This window comes from Marinobacter sp. P4B1 (genome assembly GCF_001447135.1).
Classification (GTDB): Bacteria; Pseudomonadota; Gammaproteobacteria; order Pseudomonadales; family Oleiphilaceae; genus Marinobacter; species Marinobacter vinifirmus.
The window spans coordinates 70,043-93,821 of the sequence record NZ_LLXM01000002.1; the positions used below are offsets into that span (position 1 = coordinate 70,043).

General features: G+C 59.7%; 25 protein-coding genes. 16 read left to right on the forward strand and 9 right to left on the reverse strand.

Annotated elements, in window-relative coordinates; all coding sequences use genetic code 11:
* The first annotated feature begins 57 nt into the window (after positions 1–57).
* Entirely contained in the window at positions 58–420 is a 363-nt protein-coding gene (locus AQ621_RS01170; RefSeq protein WP_058339922.1) for a hypothetical protein, read from the forward strand.
* Positions 421–457: 37 nt separating this feature from the next.
* On the opposite strand, the gene AQ621_RS01175 is transcribed toward AQ621_RS01170, so the two are convergent.
* The 3 genes from AQ621_RS01175 to AQ621_RS01185 form a co-directional block, all read right to left on the reverse strand.
* Positions 458–1,942, reverse strand: a complete 1,485-nt coding sequence (locus AQ621_RS01175; protein WP_082640825.1) for an OmpP1/FadL family transporter — start codon at positions 1,940–1,942, stop codon at positions 458–460.
* Between the two features lie 143 nt (positions 1,943–2,085).
* The gene (locus tag AQ621_RS01180) at positions 2,086–3,207 is read right to left on the reverse strand and encodes a PilT/PilU family type 4a pilus ATPase (protein ID WP_022987596.1); all 1,122 of its coding nucleotides are present in this window, start codon (positions 3,205–3,207) and stop codon (positions 2,086–2,088) included.
* Positions 3,208–3,224: 17 nt separating this feature from the next.
* Positions 3,225–4,259 (reverse strand): type IV pilus twitching motility protein PilT, encoded by a 1,035-nt coding sequence (locus tag AQ621_RS01185; RefSeq protein WP_058339923.1) that lies wholly within the window; start codon positions 4,257–4,259, stop codon positions 3,225–3,227.
* 52 nt (positions 4,260–4,311) lie between these two features.
* Here AQ621_RS01185 and AQ621_RS01190 point away from each other — a divergent pair, with 52 nt between their 5' ends.
* The 10 genes from AQ621_RS01190 (at position 4,312) to AQ621_RS01235 (ending at position 13,386) form a co-directional block, all read left to right on the forward strand.
* Positions 4,312–5,025 carry a YggS family pyridoxal phosphate-dependent enzyme gene (locus AQ621_RS01190; RefSeq protein ID WP_058339924.1) on the forward strand — a complete coding sequence of 238 codons (714 nt, stop codon included), beginning with the start codon at positions 4,312–4,314 and terminating at the stop codon, positions 5,023–5,025.
* Positions 5,026–5,086: 61 nt separating this feature from the next.
* Complete coding sequence (proC, locus tag AQ621_RS01195; RefSeq protein WP_058339925.1) at positions 5,087–5,920, forward strand: pyrroline-5-carboxylate reductase; 834 nt, start codon at positions 5,087–5,089, stop codon at positions 5,918–5,920.
* 22 nt (positions 5,921–5,942) lie between these two features.
* On the forward strand, positions 5,943–6,527 hold the full coding sequence (locus tag AQ621_RS01200) for a YggT family protein (RefSeq protein ID WP_022987592.1): 585 nt from the start codon (positions 5,943–5,945) through the stop codon (positions 6,525–6,527).
* A gap of 218 nt (positions 6,528–6,745) precedes the next feature.
* Positions 6,746–8,710: a dynamin family protein gene (locus tag AQ621_RS01205; protein WP_058339926.1), complete on the forward strand. Its 1,965-nt coding sequence runs from the start codon at positions 6,746–6,748 to the stop codon at positions 8,708–8,710.
* A 174-nt stretch (positions 8,711–8,884) separates the two neighbouring features.
* Positions 8,885–10,033: a homoserine O-succinyltransferase MetX gene (metX, locus tag AQ621_RS01210; protein ID WP_058339927.1), complete on the forward strand. Its 1,149-nt coding sequence runs from the start codon at positions 8,885–8,887 to the stop codon at positions 10,031–10,033.
* Entirely contained in the window at positions 10,030–10,632 is a 603-nt protein-coding gene (gene metW / locus AQ621_RS01215; RefSeq protein WP_022987589.1) for a methionine biosynthesis protein MetW, read from the forward strand. Before metX ends, metW begins: the two co-directional genes overlap by 4 nt.
* Positions 10,629–11,078 (forward strand): DUF4426 domain-containing protein, encoded by a 450-nt coding sequence (locus AQ621_RS01220; protein WP_145840229.1) that lies wholly within the window; start codon positions 10,629–10,631, stop codon positions 11,076–11,078. The genes metW and AQ621_RS01220 overlap by 4 nt, the downstream gene beginning before the upstream one ends.
* 4 nt (positions 11,079–11,082) lie before the next feature.
* A complete protein-coding gene (gene rdgB, locus AQ621_RS01225) occupies positions 11,083–11,682 on the forward strand; it encodes an RdgB/HAM1 family non-canonical purine NTP pyrophosphatase (RefSeq protein ID WP_058339928.1) in 600 nt (199 codons plus the stop codon).
* Between the two features lie 4 nt (positions 11,683–11,686).
* Entirely contained in the window at positions 11,687–12,835 is a 1,149-nt protein-coding gene (hemW, locus tag AQ621_RS01230) for a radical SAM family heme chaperone HemW (protein WP_058339929.1), read from the forward strand.
* Positions 12,835–13,386: a hypothetical protein gene (locus AQ621_RS01235; protein WP_022987585.1), complete on the forward strand. Its 552-nt coding sequence runs from the start codon at positions 12,835–12,837 to the stop codon at positions 13,384–13,386. The genes hemW and AQ621_RS01235 overlap by 1 nt, the downstream gene beginning before the upstream one ends.
* A 33-nt stretch (positions 13,387–13,419) precedes the next feature.
* Here the strand turns inward: AQ621_RS01235 and trmB are convergent, their stop codons facing one another.
* The 3 genes from trmB to AQ621_RS01250 all read right to left on the reverse strand — a co-directional run bounded on the left by trmB (position 13,420) and on the right by AQ621_RS01250 (position 16,108).
* Complete coding sequence (trmB, locus tag AQ621_RS01240; protein ID WP_058339930.1) at positions 13,420–14,145, reverse strand: tRNA (guanosine(46)-N7)-methyltransferase TrmB; 726 nt, start codon at positions 14,143–14,145, stop codon at positions 13,420–13,422.
* Positions 14,146–14,242: 97 nt separating this feature from the next.
* A complete protein-coding gene (locus AQ621_RS01245) occupies positions 14,243–15,772 on the reverse strand; it encodes a YifB family Mg chelatase-like AAA ATPase (protein ID WP_058339931.1) in 1,530 nt (509 codons plus the stop codon).
* A gap of 84 nt (positions 15,773–15,856) precedes the next feature.
* Positions 15,857–16,108: an accessory factor UbiK family protein gene (locus tag AQ621_RS01250; RefSeq protein WP_022987582.1), complete on the reverse strand. Its 252-nt coding sequence runs from the start codon at positions 16,106–16,108 to the stop codon at positions 15,857–15,859.
* Between the two features lie 350 nt (positions 16,109–16,458).
* On the opposite strand from AQ621_RS01250, the gene glnK reads away from it, so the two are divergent.
* Together glnK and AQ621_RS01260 are read left to right on the forward strand one after the other, a co-directional pair.
* Positions 16,459–16,797 (forward strand): P-II family nitrogen regulator, encoded by a 339-nt coding sequence (gene glnK / locus AQ621_RS01255; RefSeq protein ID WP_011784068.1) that lies wholly within the window; start codon positions 16,459–16,461, stop codon positions 16,795–16,797.
* 73 nt (positions 16,798–16,870) lie between these two features.
* Positions 16,871–18,142 carry an ammonium transporter gene (locus tag AQ621_RS01260; protein WP_058339932.1) on the forward strand — a complete coding sequence of 424 codons (1,272 nt, stop codon included), beginning with the start codon at positions 16,871–16,873 and terminating at the stop codon, positions 18,140–18,142.
* 72 nt (positions 18,143–18,214) lie between these two features.
* Here the strand turns inward: AQ621_RS01260 and AQ621_RS01265 are convergent, their stop codons facing one another.
* Complete coding sequence (locus AQ621_RS01265; protein WP_058339933.1) at positions 18,215–18,409, reverse strand: DUF6316 family protein; 195 nt, start codon at positions 18,407–18,409, stop codon at positions 18,215–18,217.
* Positions 18,410–18,501: 92 nt separating this feature from the next.
* Positions 18,502–19,383: a polyamine aminopropyltransferase gene (speE, locus tag AQ621_RS01270; RefSeq protein ID WP_058339934.1), complete on the reverse strand. Its 882-nt coding sequence runs from the start codon at positions 19,381–19,383 to the stop codon at positions 18,502–18,504.
* A 139-nt stretch (positions 19,384–19,522) separates the two neighbouring features.
* On the opposite strand from speE, the gene speA reads away from it, so the two are divergent.
* The 3 genes from speA to AQ621_RS01285 all read left to right on the forward strand — a co-directional run bounded on the left by speA (position 19,523) and on the right by AQ621_RS01285 (position 22,807).
* Positions 19,523–21,433, forward strand: a complete 1,911-nt coding sequence (gene speA, locus AQ621_RS01275; RefSeq protein WP_058339935.1) for a biosynthetic arginine decarboxylase — start codon at positions 19,523–19,525, stop codon at positions 21,431–21,433.
* A gap of 136 nt (positions 21,434–21,569) precedes the next feature.
* Positions 21,570–22,172 (forward strand): sigma-70 family RNA polymerase sigma factor, encoded by a 603-nt coding sequence (locus AQ621_RS01280; protein WP_058339936.1) that lies wholly within the window; start codon positions 21,570–21,572, stop codon positions 22,170–22,172.
* A complete protein-coding gene (locus AQ621_RS01285) occupies positions 22,169–22,807 on the forward strand; it encodes a ChrR family anti-sigma-E factor (RefSeq protein WP_058339937.1) in 639 nt (212 codons plus the stop codon). Before AQ621_RS01280 ends, AQ621_RS01285 begins: the two co-directional genes overlap by 4 nt.
* 43 nt (positions 22,808–22,850) lie before the next feature.
* Here the strand turns inward: AQ621_RS01285 and AQ621_RS01290 are convergent, their stop codons facing one another.
* Positions 22,851–23,588, reverse strand: coding sequence for an SDR family oxidoreductase (locus AQ621_RS01290; RefSeq protein ID WP_058339938.1), 738 nt, complete (start codon positions 23,586–23,588; stop codon positions 22,851–22,853).
* Positions 23,589–23,779 lie beyond the last annotated feature (191 nt).

Consider the following 23,779-nt stretch of genomic DNA (forward strand, 5'->3'; position numbering starts at 1 on the left):
TCGGCCCCGGTGTCCGGGGTAACACCCGATGCAGTGACATCCATGCGAGGCCTTCCCATGAATTCCGCAACCATTGAACGCAACTGGCTGTTCGACCCTTCCCTGTTAAAACTGGTGCACCAGTGCCGGCGCCTGATCCAGTCCGAGTTCGGGGTAAAACTCCACCTTAACGAAGCCGACCTGGCGCAGAACCTGGCCAGCTATGCAGGCAGAAGCCGGTCAAAGAATCTGGTGTATACCTGGCAAGCACTGAAACAACGGGTGCCGGAACTGAACGAAGAAACGGAAGAGGAAAGTGTGACGCCGCGAATGTACCGGGGACAGCCGATTGCCGATGGCCGGCAGGAGAAGAGTTCTGTAGAGGGGGAACCCTGCCCCCGGCAGAAGAAAGTGATCTACCGGGGGCAGGTGGTGGGCTGATTTCAGAGGGAATCAGCCCTGAGTTGAGGTCAGCCGATTAGAAGGCTTTGCTGAACTCGATAGCGGCGCTCCAGGCGCTGAGGTCGTATTCGGCTTTGTAGTTAGTCTTAGAAGATGGAACGGCTGGCTGCTGATGTGAGTATTCACGATCATCTACATTCGCATCATCCGCGAAAATCAGAGTGCCAATGGCCGCGTCGACAGTCCAGCCGCTTTGCGCGTCTTTCCACTGAGTTCCCAGAGTCAGCCAGTGGCGATCTTCGGAAGGAATACGCGCTGTCACAAAGTTCTCGTTAACCGGTGATTCGTCAAAAGCGTAACCTGCCTTGAACGCCCAGGCTTCATTGGCTTGCCAGATACCACCAAGGTTGAACTGCCAGGTATTGTTCCACTTTTCCGTTACGTGGGTAATAGGATCACCGGCAGCGGGCTGGATAACCTGAGAAACCTGACCAGCTCCTCCTTCTGCACTGTATACGTCCAACTCCTCAAAACGACTCCAACGAGAATAGGTTGCACCGGCAAGCAGAGTGAACTCCGGGTTCAGCTGGTGGCGCACACCGACTGTGAGACTCTCAGGGATCGCCAGCGGCACTTCGGCTTTCTCCGTCAGTGTCTGCGGCCCAGTAACGCCCGGAATGCCCAAGAGCTCTCCCGGAAACTGACTAATTTCCAGATCGCCTTCAAGTTCAAACTCAGTCCCGGTCTGGGCTGTCAAACCGAATTGAGTAGCTTCTGACAACTCATACAAAAAGCCGACACGGAAGTTAATCGCAATATCATCCCCTTCCACATCGGAGTATGTATCGGGATACTGAGCCGCCAAGCCATTTGCTTGCGCCAGGATTTGTTGCTGTGCAGCCGCTGGCAACTGGTCCAGGCTGGTAGCACCAGCTGCCTGAACACCGCCTCGAACAACGGCACCGCGCAAGTCCTGATACTTCGTCAAACGGCCCTCGCCGTACATAACGTTGATGCCAACGCCCATGGATAGGCCTTTACCGTTGTTCACCGCGATCGAGGGACTAAAGGAGATCACCGTTAATTCAGTTTTGTCTGCCAGATAACGACCGGCAAAATCGTTCTCGTAATCTGCTGCCAGGCCATAAGGAGCGTGGATGCCAAACCCAACATCAATGGAATCGTTGATTTCGTGGGTCAGATAAAAGTTTGGCAGCACAGCAGGATCAGCAATGTCACCACCATTACCGGTGTATGCTCCCGGCTGACCAAGCGCGTCTGTTGACTGGACAGTCGAGCTCTTAGCCTCAGCATCAATATCCAAAACCGCCGCACCAAAAGAGATATTGGTACCAGACAGCTGGCTCATACCGGCCGGGTTGAACAGCACGGTGGTAGCGTTTTCGGGGTTGGCGGCAGCGCCGGCGTTGGCGACGCCCATCTGGCTGGCACTTTGTTCGTTCAGAGAGAAACCACCGGCCATAACGGTTGCTGGAGCAGCAACAGCGGCCAGGGTAGCAAAGCGGATTGCTTTTACGAGTGCATTGGTATTCTTGTGCATGGTGTCTCCTTATTAGTTTCGCGCGGAGTATACGCAGCACATGGCAACGGCCTCAAATGCCAAAGCTACTGATTCAACAGGCTAACCATCTACGACTTTTGTCTTAAATCAAAGCCCCGGAGCCGGGGCTTTGTACTGCGGAATTAATCGTGCTGGATCGAGAGTTTGTCGACGGTAGAGGACAGCTTGTCAGCCCCCTGGGCATCTGCGCCCAATTTGATCATCAAACGCAGGTCGTTGGCGGAGTCGGCATGGGCCAGCGCATCTTCGTAGGTGATCGATCCTTCAGAGTATAGACGGTACAGGGCCTGGTCGAAGGTCTGCATGCCGGATTCGTTCGACTTCGCCATCAGCTCTTTAAGCTTGTGTACCTCTGCCTTGCGGATCAGGTCAGCCACCAGCGGGGTGTTAATCAGGACTTCGATAACGGCCTTCCGGCCTTTGCCGTCCGGCGTGGGTACCAGCTGCTGGGCCACAATAGCCTTCAGGTTGAGGGACAGGTCCATCCAGATCTGGTTGTGCTGCTCGGGCGGGAAGAACTGGATAATCCGGTCCAGGGCCTGGTTGGCGTTGTTGGCGTGCAGGGTAGCCAGGCACAGGTGGCCGGTTTCGGCGAACTGCACGGAGTATTCCATGGTCTGGCGGGTACGCACCTCACCGATCAGGATCACATCCGGAGCCTGGCGCAGAGTGTTTTTCAGGGCCACTTCGAAACTTTCGGTATCAATACCCACTTCCCGCTGGGTAACGATACAGCCCTGGTGCTGGTGCACAAATTCGATCGGGTCTTCGATGGAAATAATGTGGCCGCGGCTGTTGCGGTTACGGTGCCCCAGCATGGCCGCCAGCGAGGTGGACTTACCGGTACCGGTGGCGCCCACAAACATGATCAGGCCCCGCTTGGTCATGGCCAGGTCCTTGACGATTTCCGGCAGGGCCAGGTCGTCAATCTGCGGGATCTTAACTTCGATACGCCGCAGCACCATGCCGCACAGGTTGCGCTGGAAGAAGGCGGACACACGGAAACGGCCGATACCCCGGGCGCTGATCGCAAAGTTGCATTCGTGGCTTTCGTCGAATTCGGCGCGCTGCTTGTCGTTCATGGCGCCGTACACCAGCTCGCGGGTCTGTTCCGGTGTCAGGGCGTTCTTGGTGACCGGCAGAACCTTGCCGTTCACTTTCATGCTGGGTGGTACGCCTGCTGTAATGAACAGGTCTGAACCGCCCTTCTCGACCATCAACCGCAACAGTTTTTCGAATTCCATCTTGCTACCTATTTATCTCAGAAGTTATCCGGCATCTTGGCCTTGGCACGGGCCTGTTCGCGAGAGATGAGGCCCTTCTGCAGCAAACGCTCCAGGCACTGGTCGAGGGTCTGCATGCCCAGGGAACCACCGGTCTGGATCGACGAGTACATCTGGGCAATCTTGTCTTCCCGGATCAGGTTACGAATAGCCGCAGTGCCAATCATGATCTCGTGGGCCGCAATCCGGCCGCCACCCATTTTCTTCATCAGGGTCTGGGAAATAACCGCCTGCAGGGATTCCGACAGCATGGAACGAACCATGGATTTTTCTTCCGCCGGGAATACGTCTACCACCCGGTCAATGGTCTTGGCCGCGGAGGTGGTGTGCAGGGTGCCGAATACCAGGTGGCCGGTTTCGGCGGCGGTCAGGGCCAGGCGGATGGTTTCCAGGTCCCGCAATTCGCCCACCAGGATGATGTCGGGGTCTTCCCGCAGGGCCGAACGCAGGGCTTCGTTGAAGCCCAGGGTGTCCCGGTGCACTTCACGCTGGTTCACCAGGCACTTCTTGGATTCGTGCACGAATTCGATCGGGTCCTCAATGGTGAGGATGTGCTCGTAGCGGGTGTCGTTGATGTAGTCCATCATCGCCGCCAGGGTGGTGGACTTACCGGAACCGGTGGGGCCGGTGACCAGCACCAGGCCGCGGGGCACCGAGGAGATATCCTTGAAAACCTGGCCCATGCCCAGATCTTCCATGGTCAGAACCTTCGAGGGGATGGTCCGGAACACTGCGCCGGCACCGCGGTTCTGGTTGAAGGCGTTAACCCGGAAACGGGCCACGCCGGGCACCTCGAACGAGAAGTCGGTTTCCAGGAACTCTTCGTAATCCTTACGCTGCTTGTCGTTCATGATGTCGTAGATCAGCCCGTGCACTTCTTTGTGCTCCATGGGCGGAAGGTTGATACGGCGAACATCGCCATCAACACGAATCATCGGGGGCAAACCGGAAGACAGGTGCAAATCCGACGCACCCTGTTTGGCCGAGAAGGCAAGCAGTTCAGTAATATCCATAGGATTCCTCGGAGGGCTTTTTCTTTTAGTCCAGAAGCGGCAAACTCACACTATGAGCAGCATAGCAGACAACATCGGGAGCGTAACCCGACGCATACAAAAAGCAACACTGAAGGCGGGGCGCGACCCCGACAGTGTGCGCCTGTTGGCAGTCAGCAAGACCCGGCCACCGGAAGACTTGCGCGCCGCATTCGAAGCCGGGCAACAGGCGTTCGGTGAAAACTACCTTCAGGAAGCGCTCGACAAGATCGGCGCGCTGGAAGACCTGGATGGCATCGAATGGCACTTCATCGGGCCTATCCAGTCCAACAAAACCCGGCAGATTGCCGAGGCCTTTGCCTGGGTGCACAGCGTGGATCGCCTGAAGATTGCCCGCCGGCTGAGCGAACAGCGGCCGGAGTCTTTGCCGGCCCTGAACATTTGCCTGCAGGTGAACATCAACAACGAAGACAGTAAGTCAGGCTGCACGCTGGACGAACTGCCGGAGCTGGTGTCTGCAATCAGTGACCTGCCAAACATCAGACTGCGCGGGCTGATGGCCATTCCGGACCCGGACCAGCCGGAATCGGAGCTGCGGCTGAGTTTCCGAAAGCTGGCCGGCACCCTGAAAAACCTGAAACAGGACTACCCGGACGCCGGCCCGCTGGATACCCTTTCCATGGGTATGTCTGACGACCTGGAACTGGCCATTGCCGAAGGTGCCACCTGGGTTCGGGTGGGCACCGCCCTGTTCGGAGCCCGGGCGAAGCAACAGAGCCTGAGCTGACCGGCCCGGTTCCTGCTATCATCCGGATCAACGAATCCATCGACCAAGCCCGGAGTTTACCGTGAGCAACTCATCCACCATTTCCTTTATCGGTGCCGGCAATATGGCCAGCGCCATCATTGGCGGCATGCTTGATAACGGCTACCAGGCCGGGAACATCTGGGTCAGCGCGCCCGACGACAGCCACCTGCAGGCCCTGCGCGACCGCTTCGGCGTAAGCGTGACCACCGACAACCGCTACTGCGCCCAACAGGCCGACATGGTGGTGCTGGCGGTGAAACCCCAGGTGATGGCCGAGGTTTGCCGGGATATCGCCCCGGTGGTGCAGAACACTCGCCCGCTGATGGTGTCTATTGCCGCCGGCCTGGGGTCTGACACCCTGGACAGCTGGCTCGGTGGTGGCCTGCCCCTGGTGCGGGTAATGCCCAATACGCCGTCACTGGTTGGCAAGGGCGCCGCCGGCCTGTTCGCCAATGCGGCGGTAACAGCCGAACAGAAAACCATGGTGCAGTCGGTATTTGAAAGCATCGGCTCTGCCCTGTGGGTAGACGATGAAGAACAACTGCATGGCGTAACCGCGCTGTCCGGCAGTGGCCCGGCCTACTTCTTCCTGATGCTCGAAGCGCTTGAAGCGGCCGCCACCGAAGCCGGCATCGCCCCGAAAACTGCCCGGGAACTGGCCATCCAGACCATGGCTGGTGCCGCCGAGATGGCTGCCCGCAGCGAACACGACCCGGCCCAGCTAAAACGCAATGTGATGTCGCCCGGCGGCACCACCGAGCGGGCCATCAATACCTTTGAAGACGGCGGCATGCGAGACCTGGTGCAGAAAGCCTATAATGCCGCCTTCGAACGCTCGCAAGAAATGTCCAAAGAACTGGCAGACAAACAGTAACCGATAACGGAGACACAGCTTCATGCTGGCAGACATTGTCATTACCATCCTGCTGATCGCGTCCACCTTCTACATGACCATCGTGTTGCTGCGCTTTCTGCTGCAACTGGCGCGGGCGGATTTCTACAACCCCATTTCCCAGTTTGTGGTGAAGGCCACCAACCCGCCGCTGCGGCCCCTGCGCCGATTCATTCCCGGCTGGGGCGGCATTGACGGCGCCGCGCTGGTACTGGCCGTCATTATCCAGGCCATCACCTTCTTCCTGATCCTGGTCGCCCTGAACGGTGGCATCCCCGCCATCAACCCCATCACCCTGCTGGTGTGGGCGGTGCTGAACGTGCTCAGCCTGATTGTGAAGATCTACTTCTGGTCAGTTATCGCGGTGGTTGTGGTGAGCTGGATTGCGCCCCAGAGCGGTCACCCGGCTATCCAGCTGGTGGCGCAGATTACCGAGCCGGTAATGCGGCCTGTGCGCAACATGATGCCATCCATGGGCGGGCTGGACCTGTCTCCGATCATCGTGTTCCTGATCCTGAACGTGATTACTGTGGTGATCGATCACATGAAGGTGGCTGCCGGCCTCGGCTCGATCGGCCTCGGGATGTAAAACAGGTCTCGAAAATACATTTTGTTACACAAAAGTCGGAACGCAGACTTTTTGAGAGCCGGAAGATCAACCTTTTGATTTTCCGGCTTTTTTATTTTGTCATCCCGGGCCTTCCGCCTTGATCCGCGACAGGTTCGGGCGCCAAAAACCGGCAAAGCGGTTATGATTAACGGCATTTAATCTGGGAGCACCCGGAAGTCGCGCAGAAGGATAAACCGATGAAAATGCAGGGAACTCTGTCGCAGCAGGTTGAGGCCTATCATAACTGGAAGAAGGAACTCATCCGGCAGATCGGCCGCTACCGGCTGTGGCTGCAGGACAACGACCTTTTCTCAGAAGACGTCAGCACCCGAATCCGTAACGGCCTGGAGCTGCTCATTGAAGATGAGCTGACCATCGCCTTTGCCGGGGAATACTCCCGGGGCAAGACCGAGCTGATCAATGCCCTGTTCTTCTCCGGCTATGGCCAGCGCATGCTGCCGTCCCAGGCGGGCCGCACCACCATGTGCCCCACTGAACTGTTCTACGACCGCAGCGCCAACCAGAACTACCTGCTGTTGCTGCCGATCGAAACCCGCACCGGCGAGCTCTCCCTGCAGCAACTGCGCAAGCAACCGGAGCACTGGGTCAGGCACGACTTGGACGAGCACGACCCCGAAGTGATGCGAGAAGTGCTGGCCGAAGTTGCCCGCACCAAGAGCGTAACGCCCCAGCAGGCCCGTAAACTCGGGTTCGATGAAGACATGCTGGAGCACGACCGCAGCAACCCCGGCAACGTACTGGTACCGGCCTGGCGTAACGCCCAGATCAGCATTCGCCACCCGCTGTTCGAGCGCGGCCTGCGTATTCTCGATACCCCGGGCCTGAACGCACTGGGTTCCGAGCCGGAACTGACCATCAGCATGCTGCCCCGGGCCCACGCCATTATCTTTGTGCTCAGTGCCGACACCGGCGTAACCGCCAGCGATATGGCGATCTGGAACGAGCACATCGACACCGAGTACGCCGACCACCGGGCCGGCCGCTTCGCGGTACTGAACAAGATCGACGTACTCTGGGACGACCTGCAGGGCGAGCAACATACCAACGATGCCATCGAACGGGTGCGCGGCTACACCGCAGACCACCTGGGCATCCGCCAGCAGGACGTGATTCCGCTGTCTGCCAAGCAGGGCCTGATCAGCCGTATTCGTAATGACGATGCCCTGTTTAAACGCTCCAACATCGACCAGCTCGAGCAACTGATTGTCCGCCGCATCCTGATGCACAAGGAAGAGCTGATCACCCAGAACCTGATCAACGATCTCCTGGGGATGCTGCAGAACAGCCAGGCGGCCATGCAAATCCGGCTGTCGGCCCTGGAAGAGGAACGCACGGCCTGCACCGGCGCCACCGTAGACAAGGCCTCCATTGCCCGGCTCGCCGAACGGGCCCACAAGGATTACGACTTCTACTACAAGAAGCTGATTACCCTGCGCTCATCCCGGCGGCTGATGGACTCCCAAGGCGAGATGTTGCGCAAGCTGGTGAGCGAGGAACGTTTTGAAGCCCATGCCGCGAAGGTACGGCTGAAAATGTCGAAGAGCTGGACGACCGCGGGCATGAACGCGGCGATGGATCACTTCTTCGAGCTACTGGAAACCGACCTGACCAACCTGCTCAGCGAAGGCCACCTGGCGGAAAAAATGGTTGGCGCCATCTACCGTCGCTATAACGAAGACAACCGGGCACGGCACCTGGAGCCTATCCCCCTGCGGGCCGGCCGCCATGTGATCGCGGTGCGGGAATTGCGCAAGAAAGCCAGGCGGTTCAGGGTCAGCCCCAAGAACCTGCTGACTGAGCAATCCCTGCTGGTACGCCGGTTCTTCAACGTGATGGTGGGTGAAGCCCGCACCCTGCATGCCCGGGTGCGAGCGGACGTGGAACGCTGGCCCCATGAGGCCCTTCTGCCGATCATGCAGTACTCCATGGAGCAGAAGCAGTTGCTGGAGCACCAGATCCGCCGCCTGCGCGATATGGTGCGAACCGACCGCGACACCCGGAGTGAACGGGAGCGGCTGGACCACACCATTGCCGACCTGCGCAAACAACTGGAGCTGGCCGATGCCATGATGCGGCAAATCCGAAAACCGGCCCCCACCCTGCTGCAGCAGAAGGTGGTAAATATTTCCGGCGCTGTCTGACATACCGGAGCCCGGGCAGCACACCCCCGGGCTCCGGGCTTTGCTCGCCGGCACCGCGCCGGTTGCAGCAACCACCCCCCGCCTTTAAACTGCAGTGCTGGCGCGTTTTTTTTCCGCGCACCCCATGGCCTCTGGCCAGAACCTTGTGGACCGGATCAGGAACTCAACACACCCATGCCCGATTCCCTGCCCTCGGATTCCGTTGGCCTTGTCAGCCCGCAGACCATCCATTTTAACGCCCCGATCGACCTGGCTTGCGGTCAGTCCCTCGAGAACTACGACCTGGTGGTGGAAACCTACGGCACCCTAAATGCCGATGCGAGCAACGCGATCCTGATTTGCCATGCCCTGAGCGGGCACCACCATGCCGCCGGCTACCATTCGATGGAAGAGCGCAAACCCGGCTGGTGGGACAGCTGCATTGGCCCCGGCAAACCGATAGATACCAACCGCTTCTTTGTGGTCAGCCTGAACAACCTTGGCGGCTGCCACGGCAGCACCGGGCCCGGTTCCGTCAATCCTTCCACCGGCAAACTCTACGGCCCGGACTTTCCGGTTATTACCGTAGCAGACTGGGTAAAAAGCCAGGCCCGACTGGCCGATCATCTCGGCATCCAGCAATGGGCGGCGGTTGTGGGCGGCTCCCTGGGCGGCATGCAGGCTTTGCAGTGGAGCCTGGATTTCCCGGAGCGGGTGCGGCATGCAGTGGTGATTGCCTCGACCCCCCGGCTCAGCGCCCAGAACATCGCCTTCAACGAAGTGGCCCGCCAGGCCATCACCTCGGACCGGGAATTCCACGAAGGCCGCTACTACGAACACGACGTCCTACCTCGCCGCGGGCTGATGCTGGCGCGCATGGTCGGCCACATTACCTACCTGTCCGATGCGTCCATGGGTGAGAAATTTGGCCGGGAACTGCGGGAAGAGGCCTACAAGTTCGGCTTCGATGCCGAATTCCAGGTGGAAAGCTACCTGCGCTACCAGGGCGAGCGTTTCTCCGAAAGCTTCGATGCCAACACCTACCTGCTGATGACCCGGGCCCTGGACTACTTCGACCCGGCCTACGAACACGGCGGCGACCTGTCAAAAGCCCTGGCACCGGCACAGTGCGAATACCTGGTGCTGTCATTCAGCACCGACTGGCGGTTCTCGCCTGAACGGTCGGAAGAGATGGTGAATGCCATGATCTCCGCCCGCAAGAAAGTCAGCTACGCGGAAATTGATGCACCCTGGGGCCACGATGCGTTCCTGATCCCGACACCCAGATACACCGACATCTTCACGGCCTACATGGACCGTGTTGCCAGGGAGGTTGGCGCATGAGACCAGACCTCGAAATCATCCAGCAATGGGTTGAACCCGGCCACCACGTGCTGGACCTCGGCTGCGGCGATGGCACCCTGCTTGATTTCCTTCAGCGGGAACGGGGCGCCAGCGGCTTTGGCCTGGAGATCAACCCGGACCACATCACCACCTGCATGGGCAGGGGCGTGAGCGTGATCGAGCAGAACCTGGACACCCAGGGCCTGGATAACTTCGATGACGGCATGTTCGATGTGGTGTTGATGACCCAGGCCCTGCAAGCCGTTCGCCGGCCAGACAAAGTCATCGAAGAAATGCTGCGGGTAGGCCGGGAAGGTATTGTCACCTTCCCCAACTTTGCCCACTGGCGACTGCGCTGGGGCCTGGCCCTGAGCGGCCGCATGCCCGAATCCAACGCGCTGCCGTATAAGTGGTATAACACGCCCAATATCCGGCTGTGCACCTTCAAGGATTTCGAGGCGCTGTGCCGCCAGAAGGGTATTCGCATCAAGAGCCGGCGGGTGGTCGACGGCCAGCACCAGAACAGCTGGCTGGCCAGGCTGTGGCCGAACCTGCTGGGAGAAATAGCCATCTACCGCATCACACGGGAGAACCCATGATGATCACACGCACTGTTTTAAAATTGGTGTTTATGGCCTTTGCCCTGTTGGTAGCCGTTCAGGCCCAGGCGGGGGAAAAGGATTTTGGCGACTACCAGGTTAACTGGAGCGTTTTTCCCAGCACCTTCCTGGACCCGGAAGTTGCCAAGGCCAACAAACTGCAGCGCAGCAAGGGCATCGGCATCGTCAACATTTCCATCATGGCCGAGAACGAACACGGCCAGCCTGCGCCTGTGGGTGGCCAGGTTGAAGGCCAGGTGTCCAACGACATCCAGCAGGTAAACTTCCTGGCGTTCCGGCGCATCCAGGAAGGCGATGCGGTGTACTTCATCGCCCAATACCAGTACCGGTCCGGCGACCTGATGACTTTCAACATTACCGCCCGCCCCACCGGCCACCAGCAGGACCTGCCGGTGCGGTTTTCCCACACGCTGTTTAACGACTGAACCTATGTCACAGAAACTCGTCATCGCCAGTAACAACAAGGGCAAGATTGCCGAACTGACCGACCTGCTCGGCCCACTCGGGCTTGAGCCCGTTGCCCAGGGCGCGCTGGGCGTGGGTGAAGCTGAAGAGCCGGCGGTCACCTTCGTGGAAAACGCCATTCTCAAAGCCCGCCATGCTGCCCGGGAAACCGGTTTGCCCGCACTGGCGGATGACAGCGGGCTGGCAGTGGATGCCCTTGAAGGCCAGCCTGGCGTGCGCTCTGCCCGCTATGCCGGCGCCAATGCCACCGATGCCGACAACGTGCAGGCCCTGCTGGCCGCCCTGAAAAACGTGCCTGAGGCAGAACGCAGTGCCCAGTTCCACTGTGTGCTGGTATACCTGCGCCACGCCGACGACCCCACACCGGTTATCTGCCACGGCCGCTGGCCCGGCAGAATCCTGGCCGAGGCCCGCGGTGAAGGCGGCTTTGGCTACGACCCGGTGTTCTACGCCCCCGAATTCGACTGCAGCGCCGCCGAGCTGACCCGGGAGCAAAAAAGCAGCGTCAGCCACCGTGGCCGCGCCCTGGCCAGCCTGCTGGAACAGTTAAAGGCGGAGGCCTGACGGCATGACCGCCACCTCCCCCGTGGCGGTCTGCCCGCCCCTGAGCCTGTACATCCACGTACCCTGGTGCGTGCGCAAGTGCCCCTACTGCGATTTCAACTCCCACGCCATCCGGGGCGATATCCCGGAAGCGGCGTACCTGCAGGCCATCCTGGAGGACCTGGAGCCCGACCTTGCCTACCTGCGCAGCCGCCCCATCGAAAGCGTGTTTATCGGTGGCGGCACCCCGTCACTGATGACCGGGGACTTCTACCAGCAGCTGTTTACGGCTTTACGCCAGCGTATGGACTTTAGCGACAACGCCGAGATTACCCTTGAGGCCAACCCCGGCACCCTGGAAGCCGGCCGCTTTGAGAGCTTTCGGGAAGCCGGCATTAACCGGCTGTCGATCGGTGTGCAGAGCTTCAACCCGGAGCACCTGAAAACGCTGGGCCGTATCCATAATGCCCAGGCCGCCCACGAGGCCATCGAAGCGGCCCGAGCCGCCGGCTTCGACAATTTCAATATCGACCTGATGCACGGCCTGCCGGTCCAGACCCCGGAACAGGCGATAGGCGACTTGCGAGAGGCCCTGAGCCACAACCCTGCGCACTTGTCCTGGTACCAGCTGACCATCGAGCCCAATACCGAGTTCTTCTCCCGGCCGCCACCGCTGCCGGATGACGACCGGCTTTGGGCCATCTACCAGCAGGGCTCGGAGTTTCTGCATGCTGCCGGCTTCACCGACTATGAAGTGTCTGCCTGGTCCCGGCCCGGCCGGGAAAGCCGCCATAACCTGAATTACTGGTTGTTCGGCGATTACCTGGCCCTGGGTGCAGGTGCCCACGGCAAGGTCAGCCTCGAAGACGGGCGCATCATTCGTTACTGGAAAACCCGGCAGCCGGACGCCTACCTGAACCGTATCGGCAGCCGCACTTCAGGCACCGAAGCCATCGAGCCGGAAGACCGGGCGCTGGAGTTCATGATGAATGCCCTGCGCCTGAAACAGGGGGCTGATGAGCAACTGTTCAGTGAACGAACCGGTTTACCCCTGAGCACGGTTGCGGTACAACTTGGGTCATTAAGAAAACAGGGTTTGTTGACCCCGCACCGGATTCAGGCAACGGAGCAGGGGCAGAGGTATCTGAACAGCCTGCTGGAGCAATTTCTCTGATGGTTACCGTACAGCGTCCACCGTTCCTGCCGGTAAAACCCATGCGTTCGCCCATGAAGGCGTCCCTGGTGCTGGCCGTCGGCCTGTTTCTGGTCATCGCGGTGCTTAACCAGTCCCTGAAAACCGAAGCCGCGCCCCAGGGCATTTTCAGCTTCCAGCTGGCGGCAACGGCTGAACAGAGCGGTGCCATACTGCAGAGTTGGGGGCAGGAGAACCTGGCTTTTGCCAAACTCTCGCTGTGGCTCGGGCTGTTGTTCACCGTGGCCTGGCTGGCATCCCTGCTTCAGCTGACCCGGCACTTTACCCGGGACCGGCCGGGTATCCGGGAACGCAAGGTGGCGCGCTGGGTGCGGGTGCTGTTTGTAATTGCAGGATTGTGTGACGTAGCGGAAAACTCGGTGCTGCTGAACAACCTGGCAACGCCGACCGATGCCATGAGCAGCTCCGCTGCAATCCTGGCGCTGGTAAAGATTACCGGAGTGATGCTGGGTATTGCGGGACTGGTGGTGATCCGGGCGGCGCGCCGGCACCCCCTCAGCCAGCCTGGCTAAGCAGAGTGGCGGAGGAAGTACCGGGGCAGCAGATCAGTTGGTGCGATAGAACAGCAAGTCCCAAACGCCGTGGCCGAGCTTCTCGCCACGCTTCTCGAACTTGGTGATCGGGCGGTCATCCGGGCGCGGAGAATAGCCACCCTGCTCCTGGGTGTTGGCGAAGCCTTCGGAATCGTTCATCACTTCCAGCATGTGTTCCGCGTAGTTTTCCCAGTCTGTGGCCAGGTGCAGTACACCACCCACCCGCAATTTATGACGGATGCGCTGAATAAACTCGGGCTGGATCAGCCGGCGCTTATGGTGCTTCTTCTTGTGCCACGGATCCGGGAAGAAGATCATCACCCGGTCGAGGGATGCATCCGGCAGGCACAGGTCGATCACATCATTGGCGTCGATGTTGTAGACCCGCACGTTCTCCAGGCCACGGTCTTCCACATCCTTAAGCAGTGCGCCTACGCCCGGCAGGTGCACTTCCACGCCAATAAAATCCTGCTCCGGCGCGGCTTCGGCCATATCCGCCAGCGACTTGCCCATGCCGAAGCCGATCTCCAGGTTCAGCATGTTGTCGCGGCCGAACACCTCGCGGGGGTCGATCATGCCGTTGTCACGGCTCAGGCCGTACTTGGGCCAGCTGCGGTCAAAGGCCTTTTTCTGGCCTTCAGTCATCCGGCCCTGACGCAGTACAAAGCTGCGCACACCACGGCGGGTGGTAATCGGGTTTTCGCCGGAAGTCTCCTTCGGGTCGTTCTGGTCGCTCATCTGTTATCCTCACGCGCCTTCGCGGATGTGTTATCAGGAAATTGCCGACAGTTTAACAGACTCCGCAGGGCCAGACCTGCTCCCGGACAGGTGAAACTCAGGCTGAAACCACCGGGCCCTGATTCTGCTGGCGATCAAGCTGACGGTAGCCCAGGGCTTCCATCAGATGGTTGCGGGCGATGTCCGGCTCGCCATCCAGGTCTGCCAGGGTGCGGGCCACCCGAAGAATCCGGTGCAGGGCCCGGGCCGAAAGCCCCAACCGCTCCATGGCGGCCGACAACAATTTTTCGCTGCCGGCATCCAGCTGGCAGGACTGGTGCAGCAGATTGCCTGCCAGGGCGGCATTCAGGCTCCCCCGCTCCGTTTGCGCCGCCCGGGCTTTCAGCACCCGTTCCCGTACGCTGGCACTGCTTTCTCCTGCTTCACCAGAGCCCAGCAGCACCTCGCCGGTCTGCACGGGCACCTCCACATGCAAGTCAAAGCGGTCCAGCAACGGGCCGGAGATCTTCGAGCGGTATCGCATCACCTGCGCCGGCCCGCACTGGCATTCAATGGTGGGATGGCCGCTGTAGCCGCAGGGGCACGGATTCATGGCGGCAACCACCTGGAACCGGGCAGGAAAGGTTACCTGCCGGGCAGCCCGGCTGATGGCAATCTCGCCGCTTTCCATCGGTTCCCTCAGTACTTCCAGTACCCGCCTCTGAAATTCCGGCAGCTCGTCCAGGAACAATACGCCCCGGTGCGCCAGGGAGATTTCTCCGGGTCGGGGGCTGCTGCCGCCCCCGACCAGGGCCACCGCTGAGGCAGTATGGTGCGGCGCCCGGAACGGTGGCTGGCGCCAGCCACCGGGCTTCACCGGCAAGCCCGCAACGGAATGCACGCTGGCAACTTCCATGGCCGCGGCATCATCGAGCGCGGGCAGAATGCCGGGAAGCCGGCTGGCCAGCATGCTTTTGCCGGTGCCCGGCGGGCCGAAGAACAGCAGGTTATGACCACCGGCTGCGGCCACTTCCAGCGCTCTCCTGGGTACCTGCTGGCCCCGGACATCCGCCAGGTCGGCGCCGGCATACTGCCCCTGCGGCTCAGGATCTTCTGTCCGGGGCACCGGTACCAGCCGCGCCCGGCCCGACAAATGCTCGCACACCGTCAACAGGTGACTGGCCGCCAGCACATCGCCGTTACTGGCCAACGCGGCTTCATCGGCATTGTCCTGGGGCAGGAGCAGTGAACGCCCCGCCTCCCGGGCCGCCAGCACCGCCGGCAATATCCCTTTAAGTGGCCGCAACGCACCATCAAGGGACAGCTCGCCAATACACTCCAGGTCTTTCAGGCTTTCGGCAGGAATCTGGCCGGAGGCCGCCAGGATACCCAGGGCAATGGGCAGGTCGAAGCGGCCGCCTTCTTTGGGCAGGTCCGCAGGGGCAAGGTTTATGGTGATTCTACGGGCAGGGAATTCAAACCCGGCATTGAGCAGCGCGCTGCGCACCCGGTCTTTGCTTTCGCGCACGCCGGTTTCAGGCAGCCCGACAATCGACAGCGCCGGCAAACCACCGGACAGGTGCACTTCCACGGTAACGGCAGGGGCAGACACGCCAATGCTGGCGCGGGAATGGACAATAGCTAGCATGACAACCTTCCTTGGTAACAGACAAATGGCCCCCGGTTACGAATCGGGGCCGCCGGGCAGGCATCCTGCGCCCGGCTGTTTCATTTACGACTGCAGCTTCTGCTCCAGTTCGGCTACCCGTTTTTCCAGCGCTTCGACTTTTTCGCGGGTTTTCATCAACACCGCCTGCTGGGCATCGAATTCTTCCCGGGTCACCAGCTCAAGGCGGGACAGCACGGTCATAACGGTAGCCCGCGCCTGGGTCTCAAAATCTTCCCGGGCGGCACGGGCCATGTCGGGAACAAACTGGCCAAACTGGCCCTGCAACTGTGCAAAGAAATCCTGTGGCCCTTTCATCGAAAACCTCGCATATAACACTTCGTTCAAATCGGATTGCCGGCCAATTCAGACTATTGGCCATGGGGTAACCGGGTTTGCGGGAGTGTATCACACCGCAGGCCCTGCCATACTGTACCCGGTCGGCATTATAATGGCCGCCGGATGGCCACCGGGCCTGCGCATTTTTGGACCGCAGCCCCGTAGCACGCACCACAACGGTGCAGGCGCTTGCGCCATTCTGGAACCAGGTATTTTTAACTTATTGATAACAAATACCTTTTTTGCGTTGGCACACCCGATGCTATAGACCTCGTACGCAATCCGCACAATTGATGTGCGAGGTGGCAGCATTTACCAAGGAGAAAGCAATGAAACTTGTGACAGCGATCATCAAGCCTTTCAAATTGGATGATGTCCGTGAGGCACTATCCGAGATTGGCGTTCAAGGCGTAACCGTTACTGAAGTTAAAGGCTTCGGACGGCAGAAAGGCCACACCGAACTCTATCGTGGCGCGGAATACGTAGTGGATTTCCTGCCCAAGGTGAAGGTTGAAATCGCCATCGGCGACAACCTGCTGGACCAGGTTATCGAAGCCATCACCAAGGCTGCCAATACCGGCAAGATCGGCGACGGCAAGATCTTCGTGACCGAACTGGAACAGGCGATCCGTATCCGGACCGGCGAAACCGGCGAAGAAGCGGTGTAAACCCGGCCTGATCCCCGAATCAGCCAACGCAAAAAACCTATAAACCTGAAGAGCCTTGTGCGGAGGGCTTCCTATGGAAACCAATCTCTTTCACCTGCAGTACGCTATAGATACCTTCTATTTTGTCATGTGCGGCGCATTAGTTATGTGGATGGCGGCTGGCTTTGCCATGCTCGAATCCGGCCTGGTGCGTGCCAAGAACACAACCGAAATCCTGACCAAGAACGTGGCCCTGTTCGCCATTGCCTGCACCATGTACATGGTATGCGGATACGCCATCATGTATGGCGGCAACGTGTTCCTCACCGGCATTGCCGATGTGGATGTAGACGGCGTTCTGGGTGACTTCGCTACCCGTGAAGACGGCTTTACCGGCGGCTCTATCTACTCCGGTGCAGCAGACTTCTTCTTCCAGGTGGTGTTTGTGGCTACCGCCATGTCCATCGTCTCCGGTGCGGTTGCCGAGCGTATGAAGCTCTGGGCCTTCCTGATCTTCGCGGTGGTCATGACCGGTGTGATCTACCCGCTTGAGGGGGCATGGACCTGGGGTGGTAAAGACGTGTTCGGCCTGTACAACCTGGGCGACCTGGGCTTCAGCGACTTCGCCGGCTCCGGCATTGTACACATGGCTGGTGCTGCAGCTGCCCTGGCCGGTGTTCTCCTGCTGGGTGCCCGTAAAGGCAAGTACGGCCCCAACGGCGAAATCCGCGCCTTCCCGGGTGCCAACATGCCGCTGGCGGCTCTGGGTACCTTCATTCTGTGGCTGGGCTGGTTCGGCTTCAATGGTGGCTCGGTGCTGAAACTGGGCGATATCGCCAGCGCCAACTCCGTAGCCATGGTATTCCTGAACACCAACGCTGCCGCCGCCGGTGGTGCCATTGCCGCCCTGCTGACAGCGCGCCTGATGTTCGGCAAGGCTGACCTGACCATGCTGCTGAACGGCGCTATCGCCGGCCTGGTGGTGATCACTGCCGAGCCGTCCACTCCCAGCGCACTGACCTCCACTATCTGGGGCGCACTGGGCGGTATCCTGGTGGTGCTGAGTATCGTGACCCTGGACAAGCTGCGCATCGACGACCCGGTCGGCGCCATCTCGGCCCACGGTGTGTGCGGCTTGCTTGGCCTGCTGCTGGTACCGGTGACTAACGGCGACGTAACCTTCAGCGGCCAGCTGATCGGCGCCCTGACCATCTTTTTCTGGGTGTTCGTAGCCAGCCTGGTTGTCTGGGGCATCCTGAAGGCGGTCATGGGTATCCGGGTAACCGAGGAAGAAGAGTACGAAGGGGTAGACCTCGCGGAATGTGGCATGGAAGCCTATCCGGAGTTTGTCAGCGGCAAGCAGTAATCCCGCTGCAAACCCAAATGCAAGAGGGGCGCCGGTTGGCGCCCCTCTTGTTTTGCTGGATGATTGGCGGAACTAACCCACCCCCTGAAACAGGGCATCTTCGGCATGGCGAAGATACAGCAGCAATTCCATTTCCGCTTCGCGGACATCGTCGAAAGGCCCTTCTACGGTGCCTTCACGGGTCTGGAAATACCATTGCCCGTTAACCAACGAATACCGCTCGCTCCGGAACCAGTGACGTTCCTGTTCACCGCTACGGACATCCATAACAACTCCTTCTGACTGCTAAACGGAAGACTGGCCATTAGATGACCATTGCAACCAGTTTAGACCAACCCCGGAGCCTGTCCAATTTTTAATCAACCCTCTTCCGGGTGCACCTCATCTTCCAGGGCATCTACCATGAACTGGGGCATGGCCAGGGCACCGTGGTGAATACCAGCGTTGTAGTAACGGGTTACGAACGGGCGGTTGTTGGCGTCTTCCTCGCGGAAATACTTCAGCGGGTTATCCTTGCTGCCCATGGTGCAGCTCCACCAGCCGGTGGGATAAACCGGCTGCGGGAACGGAAGGGTCTGCACGTGGCCGAAGCCGGCCTTGCGCATATCGGTGTGGATATCCTTGATGATGCTGTCGGTGTGTAACAACGGCGATTCGCTTTGCTGAACGATGATGCCGCCATCGCGCAACGCGGCCATGGCATCGCGATAGAAATCCAGGGCAAACAGGCCTTCGGCCGGGCCGACCGGGTCGGTACTGTCGATAATCAACACATCGATGCTGTTGGGCTCGATGTCCCGCATCCACTGGATACCGTCACCAAAGAAGAAATTGGCGCGGGGGTCACCATTAGCTTCACACAGCTCCGGGAAGTATTTTTCCGACATGCGCGTTACCCGCTCGTCGATTTCCACCTGCCAGGCTTCTTCCACACCCGGGTGCTTGAGCACTTCTTTCAGGGTGCCACAGTCGCCACCTCCCACAATCACCACTTTTTTCGGGTCTTTGTGAGTGAACAGGGCCGGGTGGGTCATCATCTCGTGGTACAGAAAGTTGTCCCGGGTGGTGAGCATCACGCAGCCGTCGAGCACCATCAGGTTGCCGAAGGTTTCGGTTTCGTAGATTTCCAGCTTCTGGAACGGGGTCTGTTCCTCGTGAAGCTTACCTTTAACCTGCAGGGAAAAGGCGGTGCCCTGGTCCTGGAATACCTCGGTAAACCAGCCTTCGTTCAATGCTGTCATGTCTGTCTCCCACTGTGTGCCACTGCATTGCGCCCGGGCATCTGAAAAGAGGCGTATTGTAGGGGCAGCGGTCAGCTCCTACAATGCAGCCTGACGCCGCTTTGCCGGCCACCCCGGGTTTCCTGACAGGATAGCAACAATGGCTGAAACCACCGCATCGCCGGCCCACAAGGTTTACAACATCGCCCACTGGAGCGACGGCTATATCTCCGTCAATCCGCAAGGCCAGGTGGAAATCCGGCCAGACCGCGGCCGGAGCGAGGCCAGTATCAACCTGCCAGACCTCACCGCCTCGCTGGCCGATGCCGGCATTGCCCTGCCGGTGCTGATCCGCTTTACCGATATCCTGCACGACCGGGTCAACAAGCTGTGTGGCGCGTTCAACAAGGTGACCGAAGAACACGGCTATCAGGGCCGTTACACCGCAGTGTATCCCATCAAGGTAAACCAGCAGCGCCGGGTGGTGGAAGAACTGCTGGCGGCTGAACCTGCCGCCTCGGCCAACCAGGTGGGGCTGGAAGCCGGCAGCAAGCCGGAGCTGATGGCGGTGCTGGCGTTATCGCGCCAGAGTGGTTCGGTGATTATCTGCAACGGCTACAAAGACCGGGAATACATCCGCCTGGCGCTGATTGGCCAGAAGCTGGGGCACCGGGTATTCATTGTGGTGGAGAAGCAGTCCGAACTGCCGCTGATCCTGGACGAAGCCAAAAAACTCGATGTGGCCCCGCTGATTGGTGTGCGGGCCCGGCTGGCAACCATTGGTAAAGGTAACTGGCAGAACACCGGCGGTGAAAAATCCAAGTTTGGCCTGTCCGCCAGCCAGGTGCTGGATGTGGTGCACACCCTGAAACAGGCCGGCGCCCTGGACACTCTGCAACTACTGCATTTCCACCTGGGCTCACAGATCGCCAACATCCGCGACATCCAGACCGGCCTGAAAGAATGCGCCCGCTTTTACAGCGAGCTGCGACAGCTGGGCGCGCCCATCGGCACCGTGGATATTGGCGGCGGCCTGGGTGTGGACTATGAAGGCACCCGTTCCCGCAGCAGCTGCTCCATGAACTACACGGTGTTCGAATACGCCTACAACGTGGTGCACGTACTGCAGGCAGAATGCGACCGCCAGGGTTTGCCGCATCCGGACCTGATCAGCGAGTCCGGCCGGGCCCTGACCGCCCACCATTCGGTGCTGGTGACCAACGTCATCGACCGGGAAGAACCGGACCACCGTGAACCCGCAGCACCCGCCGAGGAAGCACCGGCGCCCCTACAGGATCTGTGGCGGGACCTGGAAAGCCTTAACGACGACGATTCCCCGCGCTCCCTGGCCGAGATCTACCACGACGTGTTACACGCCATGACCGACGTCCATGCCCAGTTCGCCCATGGCCTGTTGTCACTGCAGGAACGGGCCCAGGCAGAAACCCTGTACACCAGTTGCTGCCGCCTGCTGCGCGGCCAGCTGGACAGTGCCAACCGTGCGCACCGGGAAATCATCGACGAACTGAACGAAAAACTGGCCGAGAAGCTGTTCGTAAACTTCTCCCTGTTTCAGTCCCTGCCGGACGTGTGGGGCATCGACCAGATTTTCCCGGTGATGCCGATCAACGGCCTGAACCGGCCCCTGAACCGGCGGGCCGTCATCCAGGACATTACCTGTGATTCCGATGGCCGGATCGACCAGTACGTGGATGGCCAGGGTATCGAAACCACCCTTCCCCTGCCGGAACATAATCCGGATGAGCCACTGCTGATGGGCTTTTTTATGACCGGCGCCTACCAGGAAATTCTGGGCGACATGCACAACCTGTTCGGCGACACCCATTCGGTGGATGTGCGGCTGGACGAACAAGGGAACTACAGGATCGGCAAACCCATCACCGGCGATACCGTCGCCAAGGTGCTGCGCTATGTGAACTTCGAGCCGGACGCACTGTTGCAGGCCTACCGGGAAAAATTCCGGGCCAGCACTCTCGAACCCGGCCTTCAGCAACAGCTGCTGGATGAGCTGACAGCAGGTCTGGAAGGTTACACCTACCTGGAAGAATAACTTTCAGCATTAATTTCGCCCGGAGCAATCCGAACCTTTCGGGCTGGCGTAAAAACACTCACTGACAACACTGTGGTGAGTGCATAGAATGATTAGATTAGCCAGCTCAAATCATGCGACCGTCAAGGAGCGTCCGGTGACGACACTGGATAAGCAACCCGCCAAAGGCGAGGGCCGCAGCAAGGATCCGTGGGGAGCCCTGCTGGAAAAAGTCGGCAAGAGCCAGGATCGGGCCGCGTATCACGCCCTGTTCGAGCACTTTGCACCACAGATCAAGTACTACGCCATCTCCAACGGCCTGGCCAGCCATGCCGAGGAACTGGTGCAGGAGGTCTTTATTTCGATCTGGCGCCGCTCGTGCCTGTACGACTGGAAAAAGGCAGCCGCGTCTACCTGGATTTTCACCATCGCCCGTAACCAGCGCATCGACATGCTGCGCAAAATGCAGCGCACCAGCGCTGAAATGGCCGTGGAAACCGAAGATTTGTGGCAGATTCCCGGCGAAAACGAAGATGAACCGGTAACCTCCCTTCATCGTCTGATGTCTGAGCGGCGCATTCGCGAATCCCTCAGCCAGTTACCGGAAGAGCAGATTACCGTGATTGCCAAGGTATACATGGAGCATAAGTCACACCAGATGGTGGCCGACGAGCTCGATATCCCGCTGGGTACCGTTAAGAGCCGGGTACGCCTGGCATTGAACAAGCTGAAAGTGATTTTGCAGGACCAGAACGTATGACACGGCACCACCCCGACAGCCTGAGCCTGATGGAGTACAGTGCGGGCAACCTCACGGAGCCCCACGCCCTGTGCATCCGTTTGCACCTGGACCAGTGTGCTCACTGCAGAAGCCGGGTAGACACTCTGAACAGCCTAGGCGCCGTGATGATGGCCGAACAGCCCAAAGTCAGTGTGTCTGATACCAGTTTCGAGCAGCTGATGTCCCGTATCGACAGCGCGCCGGAGCCGGTTTCCCCAATCGCAGAAGCGCCGCGCATGAGCCCGCTGCAGAAGCTGCTGGGCGACGACATCAACGACCTGCCCTGGAAACGTCAGCTGGGTGATGTCAGCGTGCTGGACATCACCGAGAAGTTCCCTGGCCAGGGCGAACGTGTGGTGCTGCAAAAACTGGTAGCAGGTGGCAAGGCTCCGGCCCACACCCACCGCGGCACTGAAACCACCATCGTGCTGCAGGGTGCTTTCTCGGACCAGAAAGGCGTGTTCAATCAGTGGGACTTCGTCGTGCTGAACGAGGAAGACGAACACAAACCGGTAGCCGTTGGCTGCGAAGACTGCATTACCCTGTCGGTTCTGAGCGCACCGCTGAAGCTTACCGGCACCTTTACCCGCATTCTGAACCCGTTTATTCGATGACCTTTACCGCCGCAGCCCGTCTGCGGCGGCTTTTTCCCCGCTTTTACCAAGGCAAGTCGCTGCCATCCCAGCTGATAAAGCGGCCGTTATCATGCTCCTGCAAGGCTTCAATAACCCGGTACAGATTGTCTGCCGTGCCCTCAGGCTCGTGCACCGTCAGGCTCGCCAGAGACTGGCTGAACGGCTCACTCAGCCCCGACCGGGTGGTTCCCGGATGCAGCGCCACGCAGGCTACAGGCCGATAACGCCGGGGCAGCTCCACCGACAGGTTTTTCACCAGCATATTCAGCGCCGCTTTCGAGCAGCGATAGGCATACCAGCCACCCAGGTGATTATCGCTGATGGAACCCACCTTGGCTGAAATGGCAGCAACACGAGTTAGCTGCGCCCCCCGGAACCAGGGCGACAACGCCTGCACCAGAAGCCCGAACCCGACACAGTTCACCTGGAAGGCCCTGGCCAGATTGTCTGCGTCCAGATCCTCAAGGCGCTTCTCCGGAAACATGCGGTCGTCGTGCAGCAACCCGGCGGCGTAGACCAGCCGGTGAATGCCTCCGGAATCCGCCAGCGTTTGTGCCAGTTCATCATCCACCTCCAGCGGCACTGCAGGCTCCGCGTCCCAGGGCCGCAGCTGCAGTCCTGGCGGCTTCCCCATCGCTTCCGTTGCCTTGTCCGGATTCCGGCAAAGCCCAATCACCGGTTGCCCCGGAAACTCATCCAGATACTTCAAGGCCAGTGCCTGGCCAATCGCGCCCGATATACCGGCAATGATGGTTGCCATTCTGCTCTCCCCAGTTGTGATCAGAATTGTGATGAAGGCTGTGATCAATCCGATTCATTCCAACCATACGAAAAAACCATCCAATCGGGCTCGCCTGCAGCAAACCAAAACATTCAAACAGCCGTATGAATGACCACATCGACTTTGTACCCACCGTGCAAGGCGAATACCGGTAGCCCGAGCTACCCACC

Bases quoted from the DNA above. Each gene is read 5' to 3' on its own strand.
- AQ621_RS01245 (WP_058339931.1), bottom strand. From the start codon at position 15,772: ATGCTAGCTATTGTCCATTCCCGCGCCAGCATTGGCGTGTCTGCCCCT.
- metX (WP_058339927.1), top strand. From the start codon at position 8,885: ATGCCCGATTCCCTGCCCTCGGATTCCGTTGGCCTTGTCAGCCCGCAG.
- trmB (WP_058339930.1), bottom strand. From the start codon at position 14,145: ATGAGCGACCAGAACGACCCGAAGGAGACTTCCGGCGAAAACCCGATT.
- AQ621_RS01250 (WP_022987582.1), bottom strand. From the start codon at position 16,108: ATGAAAGGGCCACAGGATTTCTTTGCACAGTTGCAGGGCCAGTTTGGC.
- AQ621_RS01285 (WP_058339937.1), top strand. From the start codon at position 22,169: ATGACACGGCACCACCCCGACAGCCTGAGCCTGATGGAGTACAGTGCG.
- AQ621_RS01180 (WP_022987596.1), bottom strand. From the start codon at position 3,207: ATGGAATTCGAAAAACTGTTGCGGTTGATGGTCGAGAAGGGCGGTTCA.
- AQ621_RS01220 (WP_145840229.1), top strand. From the start codon at position 10,629: ATGATGATCACACGCACTGTTTTAAAATTGGTGTTTATGGCCTTTGCC.
- speE (WP_058339934.1), bottom strand. From the start codon at position 19,383: ATGACAGCATTGAACGAAGGCTGGTTTACCGAGGTATTCCAGGACCAG.
- AQ621_RS01175 (WP_082640825.1), bottom strand. From the start codon at position 1,942: ATGCACAAGAATACCAATGCACTCGTAAAAGCAATCCGCTTTGCTACC.
- AQ621_RS01200 (WP_022987592.1), top strand. From the start codon at position 5,943: ATGCTGGCAGACATTGTCATTACCATCCTGCTGATCGCGTCCACCTTC.
- AQ621_RS01170 (WP_058339922.1), top strand. From the start codon at position 58: ATGAATTCCGCAACCATTGAACGCAACTGGCTGTTCGACCCTTCCCTG.
- AQ621_RS01290 (WP_058339938.1), bottom strand. From the start codon at position 23,588: ATGGCAACCATCATTGCCGGTATATCGGGCGCGATTGGCCAGGCACTG.
- AQ621_RS01190 (WP_058339924.1), top strand. From the start codon at position 4,312: ATGAGCAGCATAGCAGACAACATCGGGAGCGTAACCCGACGCATACAA.
- metW (WP_022987589.1), top strand. From the start codon at position 10,030: ATGAGACCAGACCTCGAAATCATCCAGCAATGGGTTGAACCCGGCCAC.
- AQ621_RS01185 (WP_058339923.1), bottom strand. From the start codon at position 4,259: ATGGATATTACTGAACTGCTTGCCTTCTCGGCCAAACAGGGTGCGTCG.
- rdgB (WP_058339928.1), top strand. From the start codon at position 11,083: ATGTCACAGAAACTCGTCATCGCCAGTAACAACAAGGGCAAGATTGCC.
- AQ621_RS01265 (WP_058339933.1), bottom strand. From the start codon at position 18,409: ATGGATGTCCGTAGCGGTGAACAGGAACGTCACTGGTTCCGGAGCGAG.
- hemW (WP_058339929.1), top strand. From the start codon at position 11,687: ATGACCGCCACCTCCCCCGTGGCGGTCTGCCCGCCCCTGAGCCTGTAC.
- speA (WP_058339935.1), top strand. From the start codon at position 19,523: ATGGCTGAAACCACCGCATCGCCGGCCCACAAGGTTTACAACATCGCC.
- glnK (WP_011784068.1), top strand. From the start codon at position 16,459: ATGAAACTTGTGACAGCGATCATCAAGCCTTTCAAATTGGATGATGTC.
- AQ621_RS01205 (WP_058339926.1), top strand. From the start codon at position 6,746: ATGAAAATGCAGGGAACTCTGTCGCAGCAGGTTGAGGCCTATCATAAC.
- AQ621_RS01260 (WP_058339932.1), top strand. From the start codon at position 16,871: ATGGAAACCAATCTCTTTCACCTGCAGTACGCTATAGATACCTTCTAT.
- AQ621_RS01235 (WP_022987585.1), top strand. From the start codon at position 12,835: ATGGTTACCGTACAGCGTCCACCGTTCCTGCCGGTAAAACCCATGCGT.